Genomic DNA, 23,497 nt, shown 5'->3' with positions numbered 1-23,497 from the left:
AAGATCAGTTTATAATCAATTTATACTTTCGCGCCATAAAAGTTAATATGAAAAAACTAATATTTTCCGCTTTGGTGATGACTGCATTATTCTCTTGCAGTAAAGATGATGATAATGTAAATAATCAGGATGTTAATTACTCAAAACTGCCTCAGGAATTTCCTTTTACAAACCTGGTAACAATAAACGGAGTAGATGTAATCAACGGAGGATTTGGCTCAGGAGCAGCAGCTCATCCAACAAGAAAAGGTGAGTTCTATGTGATTACTGACCGTGGTCCGAATACAGATTACCTAAACGGGAAAAAATTTTTAACACCTAATTTTACTCCAACTATCATGCATTTTAAAATCAATGCTGAAGGAAAAATAGAGGTTATTAAATATATCAAACTTAAAAATCCGTCCGGACAACCCATTACAGGCTTACCAAATCCTATAGGAATGGGGAGTACTGGTGAAGTGGCTTATGATGCAGCAGGTAATATTCTGGGAACGGATAATTATGGTTTAGACAGTGAAAGTATTGTGGCTGCACAGGATGGTACATTCTGGGTTTCCGATGAGTACGGACCCCATATCGTTCATTACAGTGCAGAAGGAGTGGAAATGGAAAGAATAAGCCCGATAGGTGTGAATACAGGAACGAGAAAACTGCCTGCTGTTTTAGCTAAAAGGAGAGCCAACAGAGGAATGGAAGGGCTTTGCATTACTCCGGACGGTAAAACATTGGTAGGAACCATGCAATCTATGATGTATGTTCCAACAAAAGCCTTGGCAACAAATAAGACTTTAACAAGAATTGTAACATTTGATATTCTTACAGGAAAAACAAAACAATATCTGTATAAGCAGGATGGTGGTGCTTCTGATTCAGTTTGTGACATTACAGCATTAGGAAATAATGAATTTCTTGTCATTGAAAGAGATGGTAATTACGGATCTCAGGGTGGCATAAAAAAAGTATACAGAATAAACCTTAGTGATGCCACAGAGGTAACCGGAGCTGACATTGCAGCCGTAGACGGAATGAAGGTAAATGGTAAAGCATTAGAACAGTGTTCTTGGGATGAACTTACCACAGCTGGAATAAAACCTGTTTCTAAAAAAATTGCTGTAGATCTTGTTGCCAAACTGGGATATGAACATGATAAATTTGAGGGAATCGTGTATTTAGGAAATAATAAGCTTGCTGTTTTCAATGATGATGACTTTGGAGTAGTAGACGACGGAGCGGGAAATCCTAAAGCTAAAATACTTCCTAAAACAGGAAAGGTTGACAAAGGAACTATGTATATAGTCGATATTCAATAATTAGATTTTTTTTAAAGAAAAGTGGCGGAATTTATTTCGCCGCTTTTTATTTGATCATTAAAGAATTCAATAAAAACGGTCTTTAGCCTGTTTAAAAAAATAATAACACCTTCTTCCATTGGCTTTCGCCAAAACTTATAATAAAAGCCCCTGGAAGTAATCCAAGGGCTTTATTTTTATATTGTTCTTATCAATTAATTGAACGCTTCAATAATCTTAGAGAAATCCTCTAATTTCAAAGCAGCACCTCCAATTAAACCACCATCAATGTCAGGCTGTGAGAAAATTTCCTTCGCATTATCCGGCTTTACAGAACCTCCGTAAAGAATAGAAACCTCATCAGCAACTTCCTGTCCGTATTTAGAAGCAATAATATTTCTGATATGAGCGTGAATTTCCTGAGCTTGTTCCGGACTTGCCGTTTCGCCCGTTCCGATTGCCCATACAGGTTCGTAAGCGATTACTACTTTTTTGATCTCCTCAGCAGTAAGTGTGAAAAGAGCTACTTCAGTTTGATTTTTCACTACTTCAAGGTGTTGTCCAGCTTTTCTCTGCTCAAGAGTTTCCCCGTTACAGTAGATTGGAGTAAGCCCTTTATCTAAAGCTAATTTTACCTTTCTGTTGCAGTGAGAATCCGTTTCTCCATGATATTGTCTTCTTTCAGAGTGTCCAATTAATGAACCGGTAGCATCGATAGATTCAAGCATGTCAGCAGAAATTTCTCCAGTGTATGCACCACTTTCGTGCTCACTCATATCTTGGGAAAATACTCCGATTTCATCCTTTTCAAAGATGTCTTTTGCCATCATTAAATATAAAGATGGGGGAGCAATCCACACTTCACAATTGGTTGCATTGTTGTTTTTATAGCTTAGTAACTGAATCATTAATTGTTGTGCATCAATTACATTTTTGTTCATTTTCCAGTTTCCTGCAACTATTTTTCTTCTCATAAGATTTATATTGATTTATTTTACTTTTTATTTTCTAATTCATCTCGGTATGAATCTGCGTTATCTGCAAAATCTGCGTATATTATTTTTATCTCTCGCAGATTAGTTTGATTTAGCAGATGAATACGATCATAATCATCTTTATAGATTATTTACAACTCTTTTTATACTATCTAAAATATTGGTTGTATTAAAGTTAATTAATAATCCCAATTTCTTGTCCGACAATCTCAAATAAGTATATAATTGTTTGTAATAAACATTATCAAGTTCTTTTACAGATTTTAATTCTAAAATAACCTTGTCTTCCACTAAAATGTCAATTTTAAAATTAATATCAAATTTTTTATTGTCATAATAAAGGGGAAGTATCACTTCAGATTTAACCTCTAACCCATTTTGTTCTAATTCGTAAATTAGAATTTTTTGATATACAGATTCAAGTAAACCAGGACCTAGTTGGTTATAAACCTTGAAAATAGACTTTCGTACAATATATGAAATTTCATTTTCTGTCATAAAGTATCAATCTGCGTTATCTGCAAAATCTGCGAGAGTCTTATTATTTATTAATTCCTTCCAGTTTAAACATGAACGAATAAACCAAGGCAATATCCTTTAGATAATCAAATCTTCCGGATGCACCACCATGACCGTATTCCATGTCTGTTTTTAAGAGTAAAACATTTTTATCTGTTTTCATATCTCTTAGCTTTGCTACCCATTTTGCAGGCTCAAAATACTGTACCTGAGAATCATGTAGTCCTGTTGTTACCAATAGATTGGGGTAGTTCTTTTTCTCTATATTTTCATAAGGAGAATAAGATTTCATGTAAAAATATGCCTCTTTGTTGTTAGGATTGCCCCATTCATCATACTCATTGGTGGTTAAAGGAATACTTGTATCAAGCATGGTATTTACAACATCTACGAATGGTACTTGTGAAATAACACCATTCCAAAGGTTAGGACTCATGTTAGCAATTGCTCCCATTAATAAACCTCCGGCACTTCCTCCCTGGGCATATAAATGTTTAGGTGAAGTATATTTTTCTTTCACAAGATATTCTCCGGAATCAATGAAATCGGTAAACGTGTTTTTCTTTTTCATCATTTTCCCGTCTTCATACCATTGTCTTCCCATTTCCTGACCACCACGGATATGAGCAATAGCATAAGCAAAACCTCTGTCTAAAAGGCTCAGTCTGTTACTGTTGAAAGCAGCATCCATAGAGCTTCCGTAAGAACCGTAAGCATAGAGTAATAACGGGCTGTTTCCATCTTTTTTGAATCCTTTTTTATAAACAATGGAAATCGGAATTTTAGTTCCGTCCTTTGCCGTTGCGAAAAGCCTTTCTGTAATATAATTTTCTTTGTTGTAGCCGCCCAGAACTTCCTGCTGCTTCAGAAGGGTTCTTTTCCCGGTCTTTAAATCCTGCTCATACTGAGAGCTGGGAGTAATCATGGAAGTATATCCGAAACGGAAATTATCCGTATTGTATTCAGGATTTCCTGATGGATAAACCGTGTAAGCAGCTTCATCAAATTTCAGAAAATCTTTTTTACCTGTTTTTCTGTCATAGATTACCAATTGAGAAAGCCCGTTTTGCCTTTCACTGAATACCAGATAGTTCTTAAACTCAGTAATTCCTTCCATCAGAACCTCTTTTTTGTGGGGTATAAAATCTTTCCAGTTTTCAACACCTGTTTTGTTTAAAGGAGTTTCTACAACTTTAAAGTTAAGGGCATCCTTATTGGTGGTGATTAAAAATTTATCTTCCAGTGGAGTCACATCATACAGGACATCTTTTATTCTAGGCTGAAAAACCTTAAATGCTCCATTGGGATCACTGGCATCAAGATATCTGGTTTCGGAAGAAGTGGTAGCCTGAGAATAGATCATTATGAATTTCTCATTCTTGGATTTTCCTACCCCAATATAATTGGTTTTATCCTTTTCCTCATATACAAGAGCATCCTTTGAAGAATAAGTTCCCAGAGTATGTCTGAAAATCTTTTCTGTTAAAAGCGTTTCAGGGTTTTTGGAAGTATAAAATATCGTTTTGTTATCATTCGCCCATGTGGCAGATCCTGTTGTGTTTTTAATGCCAAGATCAATGGTTTTTCCTGTTGACAGATCTTTTAAGAATAACTTATACTGTCTTCGGGACACATCATCCACACCATAAACCATTTTCGTGTTATCCGGACTGATACTGAAGCCTGAAGCAGCATAATAGGAATGACCTTCAGCCTGCTGATCTACATCTAGGAGAATCTCTTCAGGAGCGGTAAGGCTGCCTTTTTTTCTACAATATTTAAAATACTGTTTTCCTGTTTCTGTACGGGTGTAATAATAATAGCCGTTTTTAAAAACCGGAACAGACTCATCTTTTTCCTTAATTCTGGCTTTCATTTCCTGGAAAAGCTTCTCTCTGAAAGGTTCTGTATCTTTCATCATGCCTTCCCAATAGGTATTTTCAGCCTTTAAATAATCAACGACTTTGGTAGAATCCTTTCCTTTTTTGAAGAAATCGATCATCCAATAATAAGGGTCATTTACCTTATCACCGTGAATCTCTCTGATATGTTCCTGCTTTTCTGCCACAGGAGCCTTCATGTCCGGAAATTTCTGAGATTGAAATGTTGCTGCACTCATTGCTAATAATCCTAAATAAATTTTTTTCATGGTATTTTTTTAGTTTGAATAGCAGTTATGCCAATCCCCACAGGTTTTTCAATAGAATATAGAACGTATGTTCCTCTTCCGTTACCTTATTGTCAGCTTTAATCAATGACTTGGCAAATTGAGCAAATTTTACGCGTTCATCTTCAGTAGAATCTTCGTGGAAGCATCTTGCATGGAATTCAAAATGGTCTTTCCATTCTTCCGGCTGTAAAAGAGCCAGTGTTTCAAGCTCATTGTCAAGATTCATTCTGAAGGGAAACTCATCTGCCAGATATTGTTGTACAAGCATTCCTTCCTCAGGAGCAAATTCTCCGTCTACAGAAGAAAGGATCATTAATAGGTGATAACCGGCGATAGATTTATTTGATTTTTGCATAAGTTTTAAAATTAAGTTTTAGTGTTAAGTTTGTGTTTCCAAGCTTTGAGCTCTAGTCTTTATTTTTGCCATTCACAATTCACCTGCGAAGCAAAATTGACCATTCACATTTATTTTACATAGTCCTTTGCAGGCTGTTTGTCTACAATTTTCCCATTTTCAAGGATCAATACAAATGGATTACTTCTTGCAATGGTTTTGATTGCTGTGCCATCCATCATTACATTTTTTATGGTTTTAAACGTATTCTGATCAGTAGAAACGCCATAGATAAGAGCTCCTTTCTGAGCATTCACTTTAGCTTCTACTTTTTGAAGAAGATCAGCAGAAACCTCTTTCGGATGATAAGAGAAAACTAAAATTGCTTTTGGAGCCTTAATAATTTCGTCAGTAAGTTCCATTCCTGTAGGATCTTCGATCTTAAATTTCACGATCTCAGATTTATATCCTTCTTTTACAAGAACAGACTCATTTTTTCCTTCTTCAATTTTCCATGGAGAACCTTCTGCCCAATATTTTGTTTCCTTGATATAATCATCCTGATTTACCTTTAAAACTTCACCTGTCTTTTGATTTTTTAATGAATAGAAAGTTTTGTATTCAGAAGGATTTTTATTGATCTTTTCTTTTTCTGCCTTAAGATCTGTTCCTACCTTATAATCACGGAAATCAATGATAGGCTCATGCATAATTCCTTGCGCCATTATGTAAATCATTACCAATGAGAATACAGCGAAAATACCATATTTGAATTTGCTTGTAGACTCTTTTTTGCTGCTGCCATATTCATCTGTTTTGCGGAAATCTTTCCTGTACAGTAAAAATACAATGATCAGCCCGACAAGAAGAGCAACATCCTTAAAAAAGCTTTGCCAAGGTGTAAATTTAATAGCATCGCCAAAACATCCGCAATCCGTTACTACATTGAAGTAAGCAGAATAAAAAGTAAGGAATCCGAAAAACACACAAAGAGCTATTAAAGCTGATAAGGTAAATTTAAGCTTCATTTTCAGCAGCAGCATAAATCCAAGGAAAAGCTCCAGCACAACAACAATAATTGAAAACAGCAGGGCAAACTTTTCGAAAAACGGCATATTGAAAACAACAGGTGAAAAGTATTCTTCCATTTTGAAAGAAAAACCTACTAAATCCACAGCTTTCACAAAGCCTGAAAGGATAAAAATAACAGCGATAATAAAGCGCAATAAACCTTTGATCATATTAAATAGTTTTGGGTTCGAATTGATTTTTTTGTTCTGAGAATTTAATCAGACAGAAAACAGCATAATTCAGCATATCGAAATAGTTGGCATCAAGCCCTTCTGAAACGATAGTTTTTCCCTGATTATCCTCAATCTGTTTCGTTCTAAGTACTTTTTGATAAATAAGATCGGTGATGGAAGAAATTCTCATATCCCTCCATGCTTCACCGTAATCATGGTTTTTTCTTTCCATTAAAGCCTGAGCTTCATGAGCATATTTGTCATAAAGACTTAAAATCTCCTCCTTATTTTCATTAAAATCATTGGAAAGTCCTTTCTCAAGCTGAATGAGCCCAATGATAGAATAGTTAACAATCGCGATAAATTCATCCTCTTCACTTTCATCCACCATTTTTACATCGGTCATCTGCAACGTACGGATTCTATTGACTTTAATATAAATCTGATCCGTAATGGAACTTGGTCTTAAAACCCTCCATGCTGCTCCGTAATCCTGTAATTTTTTACCGAAAAGATCACGGCACTGATTGATAATTTTCTCGAACTGTACTGATGTTTTTGACATAAAATTTCTTAATCTTCCAAATATACGAATTCGGTTTTGTTTATGAAATGAGTTTGAGGGGAATCATGTTTGTGTATTGTTTTAGAGTGGGAACGTATTAGGGTTGGAGAGTTTTAGAATATTATTGTATTTGAGAATATGATGAGTTGTAGAAATCAGCTGTTATTTTTCTTGTTTTCCTACTTTTTATTCCTTGTATAAAACACTAATTTTGCAGCATACAAAAACATTAATCACTTATAAAACTCCTATGCTTCCAGACTCTCAAACTCTCAAACCCTCAAACTCTCAAACATATTCAATCAATTGCAACGGCAGACTGGTACAACTGGATACTCCAAAAATCATGGGGATCCTGAACCTTACTCCGGATTCCTTTTCAGATGGCGGAAAATTTAATGATGAGAAACTGGCATTGAAGCATGCTGAAAAACTATTGAACGATGGAGCCGAAATTATTGATATCGGACCACAATCCACACGTCCCAACGCGGAATTTTTAACCAGCCAAGAAGAAATCAGCAGAATTGGAAAAATAATCTCCCAAATTAAAAAAGAATTTCCGAAAGCATTGATCTCTTTGGATACATTTTATGCTGAAACTGTGAAATTTGGATTTGATGAAGGAATTGATATGATCAATGATATTTCAGGAGGGCAGTATGATGAGAAAATGTTTGATGTAGCAGCAGAAACAGGATTGCCTTATATTCTGATGCATATTAATCCGTCATATGAAACAATGCATGATAAAATCAGGTTTGAAGATATCACATTGGAAGTAAACCGATATTTTTCTGAAAAAACAAATGAACTGTTACAAAAAGGAGTAAAAGATATCATTTTAGACCCGGGTTTTGGATTCGGGAAAACAGTAGAGGATCAGATGAAAATGATTAATGGGGTAGAATATCTTGGATTTGGAAAATTTCCTTTGTTGATAGGGATTTCCAGAAAATCATTTATCTATAAACCTCTGGGTAAATCTCCTCTTGATATCAATGAGGAAACACAGAAATTACACATGAAAGTACTCGAACAAGGTGCGAAAATTCTAAGAGTTCATGATGTGGCTGAAGCAAAAGAAACTCTTAACCAGTTTTTACGAAAAAAATAAAAAGTGTTAAAAAAGCTTGTGGGTTTTTAAAAAGTTTTTACATTTGCAGTATGAATTTTATGAATCAAGAAAATATTATTGTCATTTCTATTACAGCTGTTGTGATTTACAACAGTCAGGAAGCGGCATTTTAAAAATAAAATTTTAATTTAAGTTATATAAGCCGTTTCATTTTTGAAGCGGCTTTTTTTATTTCAATTTTTATAGTAACAGTATGTATCAGTTATTCGCAGTAATTATTATCGTCATTATTATTCCCTTACGCTTGTGAGACGGAAGATGTATGACTGTACATATATTGAGCCCTCTCACCTGTGAGAGGGCTTTTTTTATTCCCTTTTGTTAATTTTTAAACCCCTATAAACATGTATTACAACGACGACACGGTCATCTATTTTGATGGAAATTTCATGAAAGCCAAAGAAGCAGGAATGGACCTTTACGGGCAATCTCTTCACTATGGATATTCAGTTTTTGAAGGAATTAAATCTTATAGCACTGCTCATGGACCCAGAATATTTAAGGCAAAAGAGCATTATGAAAGATTGAAAAAGTCTGCCGAACTGATGCATATCCCTTTCGATTATTCAGTAGATCAGCTTACAGAACTTACCTATGAACTTTTAGAATTAAATGGTTTTACCGATGCCTATATCCGTCCGTTGGTTACATGTTCGCCCAATATGTCATTATCAAAAGGGCAAAAATCTTACTTATCCTTACTCGCCTGGGAATGGAATAATGGTTATCTGGCAGATAAAATGAAGATTATGACTTCTCCTTTCCAACGTCCCAATCCAAAAGCATTTAAAGTAGAAGCAAAAGTTGGCGGACATTACGTGAATTCTATTCTTGCCTGCCAGGATGCCAAGGACAAAGGGTATGATGAAGCTTTGGTATTAGATGAAAACGGAAATGTTGCAGAAAGTTCGGGTGCTAATGTATTCTTTGAAAAAGATGGAACACTGTTCACTCCGGCAAAAGGAAGCATTCTTCCGGGAATCACTCGCCAGACCGTTTTTGAAATCTGCAATGAACTGAATATCCCCGTTAAGGAAACCTTCTTCAAACCTGAAGAAATGAGAGGGGCAGATGCAGCATTTTTCTGTGGTACAGCAGCAGAAATTGTAGCACTAGACTCATTGGATGATGTTGCTTTCAGTAAACAATGGAAAGATACAGCAAGTGAAAAGGTACAACAGGCTTATTTGAAATTAGTGAGAGTTCTGTCATTGTAAAATATTTACATGTAAATTATTGATTTTCATTAATATGAAATTATTTTTTAAACAGTTGGATATTGTATTTTTTAGAAAAATTGAAAATTAGAAAATATTACAAGCTGTAGTTTTGGACCAGGATTTAGTGAAAAAGAGTCATTTCAAACAGAAAGGAAGAATAGCAAATGCAGAATAATATGATAAATAAATATTCAAAAACATTTACACAAAATAGTGAACAGCCAGCCGCAAAAGCAATGTTGTATGGGATTGGCTTTACAGAAGAAGATATGCACAAAGCACAGATCGGGATTGCAAGTATGGGATATGACGGAAATACCTGTAATATGCACCTCAACGATCTTGCCAAAGTTGTTAAAAAAGGAACCTGGGATCATGGGTTGGCAGGATTAATTTTTAATACAATCGGCGTCAGTGACGGGATGAGCAATGGTACAGATGGAATGCGTTATTCACTCGTAAGTCGTGATGTAATTGCAGACAGTATCGAAGCTATTTGCGGAGCACAGTATTATGACGGACTTATTGCTTTACCGGGTTGTGATAAGAATATGCCGGGAACCATTATCGCCATGGGAAGATTGAACAGACCTTCATTAATGGTATACGGAGGAACAATTGCACCGGGTTGCTATAAAGGAGAAACATTGAACATTGTCTCTGCTTTTGAAGCATTAGGAAAAAAGATAGCAGGTGAAATTTCTGAAGAAGATTTTGATGGAGTAGTCAAAAATTCCTGTCCGGGAGCAGGAGCATGTGGTGGAATGTATACAGCCAATACAATGGCATCAGCAATAGAAGCGCTGGGAATGAGCCTTCCTTATTCATCATCCAATCCGGCTTTAAGCAAAGAGAAACAAAATGAATGTCTGGAAGCTGGAAAATACCTGAAGTTACTTCTTGAAAAAGATATAAAACCATCGGATATTATGACGCGAAAAGCCTTTGAGAATGCGCTTAGACTGATTGTTGTCTTAGGAGGAAGTACCAATGCCGTTCTGCATTTTATTGCAATGGCAAAAAGTATAGGAGTATCTGTTACTCAGGATGATTTTCAAAAAATGAGCGATTGTACACCGGTATTGGCAGATCTTAAACCGAGTGGGAAATATCTGATGCAGGATTTACATGAGCATGGAGGAACACCTGCTGTTATGAAATACCTTCTTGAACAAGGATTACTACATGGAGAATGCTTAACGGTTACAGGAAAAACATTAGCCGAAAACCTAAAAAATGTTCCGGATTTGGATTTTGAGAATCAGAAAATTATAAAACCATTATCAAATCCTGTGAAACCTACCGGACATCTCAGAATCTTATACGGAAACCTAGCTGAAAAAGGAAGTGTGGCAAAGATAACAGGAAAAGAAGGCGAAAGGTTTTTAGGAAAAGCCCGTGTATTTGATGGTGAAAAGAATCTGATCAAAGGAATTGAAGATGGAACGGTACAGCACGGCGATGTTATTGTGATTCGTAACGAAGGACCGAAAGGTGCTCCGGGAATGCCGGAAATGCTGAAACCAACCAGTGCTTTGATTGGTGCAGGATTAGGGAACAGTGTTGCTTTGATTACAGATGGCAGATTCAGTGGCGGAACTCATGGTTTTGTAGTGGGACACATCACTCCGGAAGCCCATGAAGGCGGGTTGATCGCTTTTGTGGAAGATAATGACCTGATTGAAATAGATGCGGTAAACAATACAATACAACTCAAAGTCCCAGACGAAGAAATCGAAAAAAGAAAGCAAGGCTGGAAGAAACCGGAATTAAAAGTAAAGAAAGGCTTACTCTATAAATATGCGTTAACCGTATCATCAGCGGCAGAAGGTTGCGTAACGGACGAAATTTAAAATAAAAACATCATGAAGAATTTAAACCTATCAACAGCAACAGAACTGAGCGGAAGCCGGATTATCCTTGAAACATTTCTTCAGGAAGGAGTGAAAACCGTTTTCGGATATCCCGGAGGTGCTATTATTCCGATCTATGATGCGCTTTATGATTACAAAGATCAGCTTGAGCATATTCTTGTCCGTCATGAACAGGCTGCGGTACATGCTGCACAAGGACTGGCAAGGGTTTCAGGTGACGTGGGAGTTGTAATGGCTACCAGTGGTCCCGGCGCAACGAATCTTGTGACAGGTTTAGCTGATGCTTTGCTGGATAATACTCCTCTTGTATGTATTACAGGACAGGTTTTTGAACATCTTTTAGGTACAGATGCATTTCAGGAAATTGATGTGATGAATATTACAAGCCCCGTTACCAAATGGAATTATCAGGTGACTGATGCCAATGAACTTCCCGAAGTTTTAGCCAAAGCTTTTTATATCGCAAAATCAGGACGTCCGGGACCGGTGCTTATTGATGTAACTAAAAATGCTCAATTGCAAAAGGTTTCTTATGACGGCTATTCTCGTTGCAATTCCATAAGGAGTTATAAACCCGATCCGACACCATCTATAGAAAATATTGAAAAAGCTGCAGATCTCATAAACCAGGCAGAACGTCCCTTCATTATTGCAGGACAGGGAATTATGCTTGGAAAAGCAGAAAAAGAATTCTTACAGTTTGCAGAAAAATCAGGAATTCCTGTAGCATGGACGGTTTTAGGAATGGGAGCGGTTCCTACTCATCATCCACAGGCAGTAGGAATGGTGGGAATGCATGGAAATTATGGTCCGAATATTCTTACCAATCAGTGTGATGTGCTTATTGCAGTGGGGATGCGTTTTGATGATCGTGTTACAGGAAGATTAGATCAGTATGCCAGACAGGCAAAGATCATCCATCTGGATATTGATAAAGCGGAGATCAATAAAAATGTAAAAGCAGATGTTCCGGTTCTTGGAAACTGTAAGGAAACTTTGCCTCTCATTACCGCTTTAATAGAAGAAAAAGAACATTCAGACTGGCTTCAAAAATTTAAAGACTGCCTGGAAATAGAAAGCATCAATCTGATCAATGAAGAATTGTATCCTACAGAAGGAGAAATCACAATGGGAGAAGCCATCAGATGTCTTAATGAAATCACTAAAGGAGAAGCTGTAATTGTAACAGATGTCGGACAGCATCAGATGGTGACCTGTCGGTATTCAAGTTTTAAGCACTCCAGAACCAATATTACCAGTGGAGGATTGGGAACGATGGGATTCTGCCTTCCAGCGGCAATAGGTGCAACTTATGCAGATCATAATCTTCCGGTGATTGCTGTCATGGGAGATGGCGGAGCACAAATGAATATTCAGGAATTAGGAACTGTGATGCAGTATCATCCCAATGTTAAAATTTTAATTCTTAATAACAGCTATCTGGGAATGGTAAGGCAATGGCAGGAATTGTTTCATGAAGAAAGATATTCGTTTGTAGATATTCAGAGTCCTGATTTTGTACAGGTTGCAAAAGGATATCATATTTCCGGCAGAACAGTTACTCAAAGAGAATATCTAAAAGACGCCCTTATTGAAATGCTTGAACATAAAGAAGCGTTTCTGCTTGAGGTAATGACAGGAAAGAAACACAATGTATTTCCAATGATTCCTCAGGGAAAAAGTGTTTCTGAAATTGTATTGAATCATAAATAACCAAAATCAACAAATAAATGAATACAGAAAATAAAGAATATACCATAACAGCCTATACAGAAGACTGTTTTGGATTGATGAACAGAATCAATGCTATTTTCTCAAGACGTAGGATTTCCATGACCCATTTTAATATGGGACCTTCAGAAACTGAGAATATCAAAAAGTTTGTGATTACGATCAGAGAAACAGAAGAATCAGTTCAGAAAATAACCAGACAAATGGAAAAACAGGTAGATGTATTAGAGGTTCATTATCATAAAAACCCATACCTCACAGCAATAGAATACGCTAGCTAAACCAGTTATGAACAGCTAAAATAACACTTAAGATATTTTTAAGTTACAAGCTTTATGCATACTAAGTACACTTAAGTTTTTTTGAAAATCGCTGATTCTCACCTTATGTGAACTTCTTATTCAGCATTATTTAAACTTACTTATGAGAAACTAAAGTGTTTATAAATCGTTTGTGCTAAAATACAGAGTGTTAAATATTTAAAAATCAAACAACAAATAAAATCAAAAAAAATGGCAAAATTGAATTTTGGAGGAGTAGAGGAAAACGTAGTAACAAGAGAAGAATTTCCGTTAAATAAAGCTCAGGAAGTATTAAAAGATGAGGTTGTAGCAGTAATTGGCTATGGAGTACAGGGACCGGGGCAGGCATTGAACCAGAAAGACAACGGAATTAATGTGATCGTAGGTCAGAGAAAAAATTCTAAATCCTGGGATAAGGCTGTAGCAGACGGATTTGTGCCTGGTGAAACATTATTTGAAATAGAAGAAGCATTAGAGAAGGGAACAATTATTTGTTATTTATTAAGTGATGCGGCTCAGATAGAATATTGGTCCAAAGTAAAAGAACATCTTACGCCCGGAAAAGCATTGTATTTCTCTCATGGCTTTGGAATTACCTTTAATGAACGTACAGGAATTGTTCCTCCGGCAGATGTAGACGTTTTTCTTGTTGCTCCTAAAGGTTCAGGAACTTCATTAAGGAGAATGTTCCTTCAAAACAGAGGATTGAACAGTAGTTTTGCCGTTTATCAGGATGCTACAGGAAAGGCTAGAGATAGAGTGACAGCATTGGGAATTGCCATCGGAAGCGGTTATTTATTCGAAACAGATTTTAAAAAAGAAGTATATAGTGATCTTGCCGGAGAAAGAGGTACCTTGATGGGAGCTGTTCAGGGAATATTTGCTGCACAATATGATGTATTAAGGAAAAATGGACACAGCCCCTCCGAAGCATTTAATGAAACAGTAGAAGAGCTGACTCAGTCATTGATGCCATTAGTAGCAGAAAACGGAATGGACTGGATGTATGCCAATTGTAGTACAACGGCTCAAAGAGGTGCTTTAGACTGGTGGAAGCGTTTCAGAGATGCTACTTCGCCTTTATTTGAAGAACTTTATGACAATGTTGCCAAAGGAAATGAAGCACAAAGATCTATTGACAGCAACAGTAAGCCAGATTACAGAGAAAAACTGAACGCTGAGCTGGCAGAATTAAGAGAAAGTGAAATGTGGAAAGCAGGGAAAACAGTCCGTAGCCTGAGACCGGAGAACAATTAATATAAAATGTAAAATGAGGACGGGAGAAACCTATCTATCCATGTTGGATACTATTTATAAAGCAGCAGAAAGGCTTGAAAATGTCTGTGTTAAAACACCTTTAGCGATTAATAACAATCTGTCAAGAGTTTATAATGCAAAAATACAATTCAAAAGAGAAGACCTTCAAAGGGTGAGATCTTATAAAATCCGTGGAGCATACAATAAAATGGCAACGATGTCTCAGGAAGAGCTTTCCAGAGGGATTGTCTGTGCCAGTGCAGGAAATCATGCTCAGGGTGTTGCTTTTGCGTGTAATACAATGGAAGCTAAGGGAACTATTTTCATGCCTTTGCCTACTCCGGGACAAAAGCTGGAACAGGTAAAAATGTTTGGTGGAGATTATATTGATATTGTTTTGCATGGAGATACTTTTGATGAAGCTAAAGATGCAGCGATGAGGTTTTGTAATGAGCAGAACGGAATGTTTATTCATCCTTTTGATGACCCTGCAATTATTGAAGGACAAGCTACTGCTGCACTGGAAATTCTTGAACAGGCAGACGAGCCTATTGATTATCTTTTTGTACCGATAGGCGGTGGCGGATTAGCTGCAGGGGTTTGTACTGTTTTTAAAGAGTTATCTCCCCAAACCAAAATTATCGGAGTAGAACCTTCAGCAGCTGCAAGTATGAAAAAAGCACTGGAAAATGGCAGCCCCGTTCATCTTGAAAAGATCAGCCGTTTTGTAGATGGAGCCGCTGTACAGCAGGTAGGAAATCTTACTTTTGAGATTTGTAAAAATACTTTACACGATATGGTAACAGTAGAAGAGGGGTTGGTATGTGAGACAATTCTTTCCTTATATAATAAAGATGCTATTGTGGTAGAACCGGCAGGAGCACTTTCTGTGGCAGCTCTTGAAAAATATAAAGAGCAGATTGAAGGAAAAAACGTAGTCTGTATCATCAGTGGCAGTAATAATGATATTACGAGGATGGAAGAAATCAAAGAAAAAGCTTTGCTTTATACCAACTTAAAACATTACTTTCTGGTAAGGTTTCCTCAGCGTCCGGGAGCTTTAAAAACTTTTGTGATGGATGTGCTGGGACCGAATGATGATATTACTTTTTTTGAATACACTCAGAAAAATTCAAAAGAAAAAGGGATAGCAGTTGTAGGAATTGCACTGAAACAAAAAGAAGATTTTACTCCACTGATGGACAATATGAAAAAGCAGGACTTTTTTGTTAACTACCTCAACAATGATCCTTCTTTAATGAATCTGCTGATTTAGTTTTTGAAAATCATCCATATTTTATTAGCCACCAATGCACGAATTTCCTTTGTTTGCAATGTGAAAATAAAGCATAATCATCTGCGAAATCTGTGAGAGCTTTTTTGGATTTATCCTTGGCTATGTCGAATCTGTAATTTTTAATGAATCTGCTGATTTAGTTTTTGAAAATCATCCATATTTTATTAGCCACCAATGCACGAATTTTCCTTTGTTTGCAGTGTGAAAATATAATATAATCATCTGCGAAATCTGTGGAAGCTTGTTGGGATTTATCATTGACTATGCCGAATTTGTGATTTCTGAAAGAATCTAAACGTTGTATATTAAAATAGGACGCTGAATTTCTGCGAAATGACAAAACAATATGTTTATTTTCATTTATATAAGAAGAAAAATTATAGCACTCAACTAAAAATATTCGTGCATTCGTGGCATCACTAAAAGAAAACTCCGGCTCACATTCGTGAGCCGGAGTTTAGCATTTATCTTTCAAGCGTAAAATTTGAAATCACTTTCGGACGTTCAGCCTCGTTGGCAACTTTCCAGGATGTTCTGTACATCCATTCTGTCATTTTATACAGCTTTTTATAGTTGATGTTTTCAGATTCATCTTGCGGTGTATGGTATTGATCGTGCAGCACACTTGTGAAAAATATGGCTGGAATTCCAATTTTAGCATACGGAAGATGATCACTTCTGAAATAAAAATATTCAGCATGTTGTGGAGAATCCCAATCTTTCAGATATTTGAACTTTGTACTTTCATTATTGGCATCTTCAGCTATTTTTACAAGCTCTTCAGAGTTTTTATGGGGAGCGTTTCCACCCAGTAAAGCCGCTTCATTATTATCGTTTCTTCCAATCATATCGCCATTCAGAACAGCTACAATATTCTCTTTCGGAACTACAGGATGAGCAGCGTGCCATCTGGAACCCAGTAACCCTCTTTCCTCAGCACCGTGGAATACAAACAAAATACTTCTTTTTGAAGGTTGTTTTTTGTAAGCTCTTGCCATTGCCAGCATTGCTACACAAGTACTTGCGTTGTCATCTGCACCGTTATAGATGGTGTCATTTTTTACAGGATGTCTGATTCCGTCATGATCCTGATGTCCGCTTAGAAGAACATATTCTTTTTTAAGAACAGGATCTGTGCCTTCAATCTTTCCGATGATGTTTACAGAAGGATATTTGTAGGTTTCAGTCATTAGGTTAAGGGAGAATTTGGGATTGTTTTTTACCCAGTTGGCATTCTCTCTTTTGATCCAAAGTACAGGGATGTTATTAGTGATTTTCTCTCTTAAACCTTCTACACCATAGCTTCCTCTGGTCATTTGGGGAAGTACTTCTACCCAGCTTTTGTCAGAAATATCATCAGTAATGAAGATAATTCCTTTGGCTCCCAGCTCATTAGCTTTGTTATAATATTTTGTTCTTACAAATCCAGGATATCTTCTTACAAAAAGTGTCATTTCCTTATCAATGTTTTTATCAGAAGCGTTTACAGCAAGAATCTTTCCTTTGATATTCAGTTTAGAAAGATCTTCAGGCTCAGCATTACCTGCGTAAACAATTTCTCCATCCAGAGTAGAATTTACAGGTTCAGCAACAAGATAATCTTTCCATAATTTTAGATTATTCTCTCCAATTTTCAACGTACTTTGTGGGGTAACCTGATGTCTGTACATTTCAAAAAACTGAAAAAAAGTACCATTATCACCGGCAGGTTTCATTCCGGCTTCTTTAGCTTTATCGGCAAGCCACATTGATACCTTTAATTCATCCAGAGTTCCGGCTTCACGACCCCAGAACTGATCTGCGGCAAGTTCATACATATCCTTTCTCAGGTCTGTTTCCTTGATAGCAGAAACCAATGGCTTCTTATAGCTTTGAGCATTCCCGATACTGAATAAAAGAAAACTCAATAGGGAAAAAACATAATTTTTATTCATAAGCTTTTAATTTAGGCTGCCCAGTTTATCAGCAAATTGTTTTGAAAACTCCTTTCTGTCTTCTTCCAGTTTTTCCGGATCAGAAGGCAAAATATAGTTGAAAAGAATCTTATCTTCATGATCTAAAAATATAATTTCTTTTTCCTCACCGTTGATCATCTGTGAGAAAATTTCCCACATTGAAGTGTCTTTTAATTTTAATAATTCAAAAAACGCTTCCGCTTTTATTTCTATTCTCTGCATGATATTAATTATATATAAATGTGTAAAGATCGGAATTTAAAATTCAAGGAACTTCAATTTAAACTGAATAGCAAAATTCTCCCTGAAATGAGGCGTTGCATAATAGCCCACTCTATAGAATAACCCTAAGTTGAAATAGCTAGAAAGGAAGTTATTCCATTCCAGTCCAACTTCCTGATAAAGGTGATCAAGCTTTCTGAACTTAAACTGATGGTATTCCGGATGTTTCATGTCTCCGATGGTTCCTCGTAATACAAAATCGAAGCTGGAAACATTATGCCCGAAGCTTTTGAAATACCAGGGAAGCCTGTGAGTGAAATAATAAGCAACAAATTTATCATTATAATATTTTCCGCCTTCCAAAGTTGCAAATCCAAGAAATGAAGTTAAGTTAAAATTAAAATCCTTCCCAGGAGAAGCAAGTCCGTTCATTGTAAAATTCTTCCATATAGGGGCAGCTCCTAAAACCATTCCTCCGTAAAGACGAAATCCTGTAGTTCCGATTACTGTTTTGAAATTGTGTACAAAAAGAGCATCAAAACGGGAATAATTAAAATCTCCACCTGCCATTTTATAACTCTGTTCGTAATTGAAATACAATTCCGGGTACTTCTGATCGATCAGGGATTTTCCCTGTGGCGTCATGATATTCGTAGAATTTGGTGAATATTTTAATGTAAATAATGTATTGAAGTTTTTAAATGAAGATCCGCTATCCTTAAACTGATAATCAAATTGAGCCTCCTCCGTATTTCTCCTTACCGCAAGAGCCAGAGTAAGCCCGTTTGTCACATCATTCAGATAAGACAACGAAGCTCCTTTGAAATGAAAATACTTATCATTATTAAGGTTATTTCCAAAGTTCATCATTCTCATTTTGAAATTCCAGAGCCTTCTGTAAAACTCTCCGGAAGCAGTAACATCATCATAAAAATCGAATCTGAAAAATGAATTTTTCTCCAAAGTAGTTTTTACATCAATCCCCATCCCGTATTTCCAGGATCTGTCTTTCACACCGTAGGCAAAATAATAATCAGGAGAAATATAAGGATTGAAGTTTTCATTTACTTTAGCCTTTAACCCAAGTCTGAAGCCTTCGTACGAGTTATAATTAACAACCTCATCCACGGCAAAATCTACAGATCCTATTCTTATTGCTCCATTGAGTAAGCCGGAAATGATTTGAGCTTTACTGTCGATTTTATATCTTTTTCCAAGACTGTCAATAGTTTTGTAAGTATTTTGCTCTCTTTCAGTAAGCTGATCAGTTCTGTATTGATCCAGAGAATGTCCGTCAATACTCTTCACCGAAAAAGTATATCCTTTAAAATCCTTGGCTTTTTCCTCAATTGGGGATGCAAAATCAAAGTATTTAGAAGTCAGATAAGCATAAGTGTTAAAATTCTTTTTGTCCTTTCTGTCAATGTGGTCTTTATCTCCCATAGCCATTTTGCCCATTTTGAGCTTGGCTGTTTCATGCGCCAGGAACCATTTGTTATTATAAAATACCCATGTACTTGTGATGATACCGTCATTTTTGTTTTTACTGAAATTTTCAATTTTTTTGATTCCATACGTTTCAGTATCTACATAGATAGCACCATTATACTTTCTTTTTCTGTCCGGTTTTTTATAATTTACCTCACGGAAGCGGATCACAAAGTTTTGTCTGCCATCTACTTCTATCGTGTCCGAAAGAAAGAATCTGTAAAGCCCTCTGTTTTCAGGCTTTAATTGCTCAGGAACAACGTCTCTGTTACTTTGCTGGAGAGCAATCATTTCATAAACCGGCTGTTTTAAACCGGAAATTCTGTTATCAAGAATATTGATTTTTTCTCCATACTTTTTAGAATATAAAAATTCCTGTGCCCTTTCCCAAAGGAAGAGCTTACTTTTTGCAAATATCCTTCTCGCATTGATATTACTCAATGAATCCTTTTCTCTCTTTTTCTTAAAAAGATTAAGTTCATTAAAATACTGGTTGAACTGGGTAAGGCTGTCTTCATCAATATCCAAAGATACTTTCTCATAAGATTTATAAGAATAGGATCCCAGACTTTTAGGAGAATTCTCATTGAATAGCTTGTTGACCTTTTTCAGAATTTCCAGGGCACGAGGATCACTTTTGTCCTCAATGACAATGGCATCAATAGCTGTGGTCTTTGATGAGTTTTTAAGAAGAGAAATCTCCATACTGCTTTCTACAGTAGTTGTTTCTTTCTGATAAGAATTTGCTTCAATATTGATATTCTTGCAGCCGGTTTGAAATTCTAAAATACCCAGCGTATTGGTATAACCCAGAATCTTATCATCGCAGGAAATTTTTGCATTAGGGACAGGTTTTTGGTTGGAATCATCCACAACCTTAATTTTCAGTTGCGAGTAACCCAAAAAGAATATCAAAAAAAATAGTAATTGTAAACCCTTTTTCATCTAAAAAAACAATGTCAAAATTAATAATATTTATTGTTGTATAAAAGTTTTTAACAGAGTATAACATTGATTTAATCTAATGTAAAGATGGTTTTTTTCTGAAAGGCATAAGATTGAATCTAAATACAGATAAACTTTTCGGAATTACAGAATTTTTGAAATAAAAAAACTCCTGAATGTTTTCAATTCAGGAGTTTCAATATGTTTAGATATCTTTTAAATATGTAAAGCCTTTTGATACGCATTCTCTAATCCGTCAAGGTTTTTACCGCCAGCAGTTGCAAAACCTGGGTTTCCACCACCGCCACCTTGGATTTCTTTGGCAAGATCTTTTACAATTGCTCCTGCCTGATAGTCTGCTGCCAGATCATCAGAAACCCCAACAGTAATCATTGGCTTACCGTCTGCATCAGAAAGAATAATCGTTACCGAAGTAGGGATCTCTCTCTTCAGCTGAAATACAATATCTTTTACAGAACCAGCGTCTAAAGAAGTCTTTTTTACCAATAACTGCTTGTTACCTTTCTGCTCATAAGCATTTTTCCAGTCGCTGATTTCTCCTTTTGCTTTTTCCTTTTTAAGAGCATCTACCTCAGACTTTAATGAAGCATTTTCCTCAATTAATTTCTCGATAGATTTTACTACATCTTTTGACTTAAGCAATTGAGAAAGCTCAATGATCTGTTTTTCAAGATTCTTGAAGTATTCCTCAGACTTATCTCCGGAAATAGCTTCAATTCTTCTGATCCCAGCAGCGGCAGAACCTTCAGATGTAATTTTGAAATGACCGATTTCGCTCGTGTTTTTCACGTGAGTTCCTCCACAAAGTTCCTTAGAGCTTCCGAACTGAATCATTCTCACATTGTCACCATATTTTTCACCAAACAAAGCCATTGCCCCTTTTTCCAGAGCTTCTTTAATCGGAATGCTTCTGAATTCCTGTAAAGCAATACTTTCTTTGATCTTGTGGTTTACTTTTTCTTCAATTAAAGCAATTTCTTCTTCCGTCATTTTATTAAAGTGAGAGAAGTCGAAACGTAGATAATCAGGACCTACATAAGAACCTTTTTGTTCTACGTGAGTTCCTAAAACATCTCTTAACGCCTCATGTAAAAGGTGTGTTACAGAGTGGTTTGCCTGAGAGTTTTTTCTGTCTGCAGCATTTACTTTAGCATAGAAAACTGCTCCAGCATCTTTAGGAAGACCACTGATAAGAGAAATGATAAGACCATTTTCTTTTTTGGTTTCCAATACTTCGAAGCTTTCACTAGCATTCTCAAGAACACCTTTATCTCCAACCTGTCCACCACCTTCAGGATAGAATGGGGAGTTGCTCAGCACAACCTGATAAAATTCTCCGTCTTTATTTTCTACCTTTCTGTATCTTGTAATATAGGTTTCAGATTCAATCTGGTCATATCCCACAAAAGTTTCAGGCTTCTCCTCTAAAACAACCCAGTCATAAACTTTCTGAGCAGAATCAGACTTAGAACGCTGCTTTTGCTTTTCCATTTCAGCCTTGAATCCTTCCTCATCAATCGTTAATCCTTTTTCCTCAGCAATAATTCTTGTTAAGTCATCAGGGAAACCATAAGTATCATATAATTCGAAAACCTCTTCGCTTGGTAATACTTTTAAATTATCAGCAATCGTCTGTTGAATCAATTTTTCAACTCTGATCAATCCGTTTTCAATAGTTTTTAAGAATGAATCTTCTTCACTTTTAATAACTTCTGTTACCAAAGTTCCTTGCTTTTCAAGCTCAGGGAAGAATGCGCCCATTTGTTCCTGAAGAACCGCAACCAATTTGTAAAGGAAAGGTTCTTTCATATCTAAGAATCGATAAGAATAAGAAATTCCTCTTCTCAAAATTCTTCTGATAACGTAACCAGCTCCTCCGTTTGAAGGTAATTGTCCGTCTGCAATTGCAAAAGAGACCGCTCTGATATGATCAACAACTACACGAATTGCAATATCTTTTTCATCTTCTAAAATTCCGGTATATTTTTTACCTGAAAGCTCTTCAACTTTAGAAATCAATGGAGTGAAAACATCTGTATCATAGTTGGACGATTTCCCTTGAAGTGCCATACAAAGACGCTCAAAGCCCATTCCCGTATCTACGTGCTGAGCAGGAAGTTTTTCCAGAGAACCATCTGCTTTTCTGTTAAATTCCATGAAAACGAGATTCCAAACTTCCACCACTTGAGGGTGATCGTTGTTCACCAATTCCAAACCGGAAACTTTAGCTTTTTCTTCTGGAGTTCTTAAATCGATATGGATTTCCGAACAAGGTCCACAAGGTCCGCTTGCACCCATTTCCCAGAAATTATCCTTCTTATTTCCGTTGATGATTCTATCTTCTGAAATGTGAGATTTCCAGAAATCATAAGCATTCTGATCTCTGTCAAGGTTTTCAGATGCATCTCCTTCGAAAATTGTTACATATAAATTCTCCTTTGGAATTCCGTATACTTCAGTCAATAATTCCCAGGCAAAAGCAATAGCCTCCTTTTTGAAGTAATCCCCGAAAGACCAGTTCCCCAACATTTCAAACATGGTGTGGTGATAAGTATCTCTACCTACATCATCCAAATCGTTGTGCTTTCCAGATACCCTAAGACACTTCTGAGTATCGGCAATTCTTGGGGCGGTAGGTGTTTTGTAGCCAAGGAAAAAATCCTTGAACTGCGTCATTCCTGAGTTGGAAAACATAAGGGTAGGGTCGTCTTTCAGCACAATTGGAGCTGAAGGAACGATAAGGTGTTCCTTACTTTTAAAATAGTCTAAAAATTTTTGACGTATCTCTTGTGATGTCATAGTATTGCTTTTGCTTTTTTTAGTATCAAATTTTGATAAGATGCAAATTTAAGATTTTTAGGTGATTTAATATCTAATATTTGATATTTTCAAGGATGTTTTATCAAATGTCGGACATAATAATTATCG

The 23,497-nt window shown here is 36.3% G+C and carries 18 protein-coding genes; 8 read left to right on the top strand and 10 right to left on the bottom strand.

The features are described from left to right. The first annotated feature begins 47 nt into the window (after positions 1-47). Entirely contained in the window at positions 48-1,313 is a 1,266-nt protein-coding gene (locus AC5YGG_RS04110; RefSeq protein WP_496143180.1) for an esterase-like activity of phytase family protein, read from the top strand. A gap of 194 nt (positions 1,314-1,507) precedes the next feature. Here AC5YGG_RS04110 and tpiA read toward each other — a convergent pair whose 3' ends face one another. From tpiA to AC5YGG_RS04080, 6 genes are all read right to left on the bottom strand, one after another. Beyond that, positions 1,508-2,266 carry a triose-phosphate isomerase gene (gene tpiA / locus AC5YGG_RS04105; protein ID WP_496143179.1) on the bottom strand — a complete coding sequence of 253 codons (759 nt, stop codon included), beginning with the start codon at positions 2,264-2,266 and terminating at the stop codon, positions 1,508-1,510. Positions 2,267-2,407: 141 nt separating this feature from the next. Further along, entirely contained in the window at positions 2,408-2,785 is a 378-nt protein-coding gene (locus AC5YGG_RS04100; RefSeq protein WP_496143178.1) for a GxxExxY protein, read from the bottom strand. A gap of 43 nt (positions 2,786-2,828) precedes the next feature. After that, positions 2,829-4,955 carry a S9 family peptidase gene (locus AC5YGG_RS04095; protein ID WP_496143177.1) on the bottom strand — a complete coding sequence of 709 codons (2,127 nt, stop codon included), beginning with the start codon at positions 4,953-4,955 and terminating at the stop codon, positions 2,829-2,831. A 25-nt stretch (positions 4,956-4,980) separates the two neighbouring features. Next, positions 4,981-5,331, bottom strand: a complete 351-nt coding sequence (locus tag AC5YGG_RS04090; protein WP_496143176.1) for a TerB family tellurite resistance protein — start codon at positions 5,329-5,331, stop codon at positions 4,981-4,983. 110 nt (positions 5,332-5,441) lie between these two features. Beyond that, the gene (locus AC5YGG_RS04085) at positions 5,442-6,551 is read right to left on the bottom strand and encodes a BT_3928 family protein (protein WP_496143175.1); all 1,110 of its coding nucleotides are present in this window, start codon (positions 6,549-6,551) and stop codon (positions 5,442-5,444) included. Position 6,552: 1 nt separating this feature from the next. Further along, entirely contained in the window at positions 6,553-7,119 is a 567-nt protein-coding gene (locus AC5YGG_RS04080; RefSeq protein WP_496143174.1) for a DUF1599 domain-containing protein, read from the bottom strand. A 250-nt stretch (positions 7,120-7,369) separates the two neighbouring features. Between AC5YGG_RS04080 and folP the strand changes: the two genes are divergently transcribed. The 7 genes from folP to ilvA all read left to right on the top strand — a co-directional run bounded on the left by folP (position 7,370) and on the right by ilvA (position 15,917). Continuing rightward, positions 7,370-8,236, top strand: a complete 867-nt coding sequence (folP, locus tag AC5YGG_RS04075; RefSeq protein ID WP_496143435.1) for a dihydropteroate synthase — start codon at positions 7,370-7,372, stop codon at positions 8,234-8,236. 365 nt (positions 8,237-8,601) lie between these two features. After that, complete coding sequence (gene ilvE, locus AC5YGG_RS04070; RefSeq protein ID WP_496143173.1) at positions 8,602-9,474, top strand: branched-chain-amino-acid transaminase; 873 nt, start codon at positions 8,602-8,604, stop codon at positions 9,472-9,474. A gap of 179 nt (positions 9,475-9,653) precedes the next feature. After that, a complete protein-coding gene (gene ilvD, locus AC5YGG_RS04065) occupies positions 9,654-11,330 on the top strand; it encodes a dihydroxy-acid dehydratase (RefSeq protein ID WP_496143172.1) in 1,677 nt (558 codons plus the stop codon). Positions 11,331-11,342: 12 nt separating this feature from the next. Continuing rightward, positions 11,343-13,064 (top strand): biosynthetic-type acetolactate synthase large subunit, encoded by a 1,722-nt coding sequence (gene ilvB / locus AC5YGG_RS04060; protein ID WP_496143171.1) that lies wholly within the window; start codon positions 11,343-11,345, stop codon positions 13,062-13,064. 17 nt (positions 13,065-13,081) lie between these two features. Next, positions 13,082-13,363, top strand: a complete 282-nt coding sequence (locus tag AC5YGG_RS04055; RefSeq protein WP_496143170.1) for a hypothetical protein — start codon at positions 13,082-13,084, stop codon at positions 13,361-13,363. 231 nt (positions 13,364-13,594) lie between these two features. Next, positions 13,595-14,641 carry a ketol-acid reductoisomerase gene (ilvC, locus tag AC5YGG_RS04050; protein WP_496143169.1) on the top strand — a complete coding sequence of 349 codons (1,047 nt, stop codon included), beginning with the start codon at positions 13,595-13,597 and terminating at the stop codon, positions 14,639-14,641. Between the two features lie 13 nt (positions 14,642-14,654). Then, on the top strand, positions 14,655-15,917 hold the full coding sequence (gene ilvA / locus AC5YGG_RS04045; RefSeq protein ID WP_496143168.1) for a threonine ammonia-lyase IlvA: 1,263 nt from the start codon (positions 14,655-14,657) through the stop codon (positions 15,915-15,917). Between the two features lie 485 nt (positions 15,918-16,402). Here the strand turns inward: ilvA and AC5YGG_RS04040 are convergent, their stop codons facing one another. From AC5YGG_RS04040 to alaS, 4 genes are all read right to left on the bottom strand, one after another. Next, positions 16,403-17,872, bottom strand: coding sequence for a M20/M25/M40 family metallo-hydrolase (locus AC5YGG_RS04040; RefSeq protein ID WP_496143167.1), 1,470 nt, complete (start codon positions 17,870-17,872; stop codon positions 16,403-16,405). A gap of 6 nt (positions 17,873-17,878) precedes the next feature. Then, positions 17,879-18,115 carry a hypothetical protein gene (locus AC5YGG_RS04035; protein ID WP_496143165.1) on the bottom strand — a complete coding sequence of 79 codons (237 nt, stop codon included), beginning with the start codon at positions 18,113-18,115 and terminating at the stop codon, positions 17,879-17,881. A 36-nt stretch (positions 18,116-18,151) separates the two neighbouring features. Then, positions 18,152-20,476, bottom strand: a complete 2,325-nt coding sequence (locus AC5YGG_RS04030) for a hypothetical protein (protein WP_496143164.1) — start codon at positions 20,474-20,476, stop codon at positions 18,152-18,154. A 288-nt stretch (positions 20,477-20,764) separates the two neighbouring features. After that, positions 20,765-23,368, bottom strand: a complete 2,604-nt coding sequence (gene alaS / locus AC5YGG_RS04025; protein ID WP_496143162.1) for an alanine--tRNA ligase — start codon at positions 23,366-23,368, stop codon at positions 20,765-20,767. Between the last annotated feature and the right edge of the window lie 129 nt (positions 23,369-23,497).

The organism is Chryseobacterium sp. CS2K3, assembly GCF_059515185.1.
Note: the sequence above shows the minus strand (reverse complement) of the source record. Positions and strands in the feature narration are given on the sequence as shown.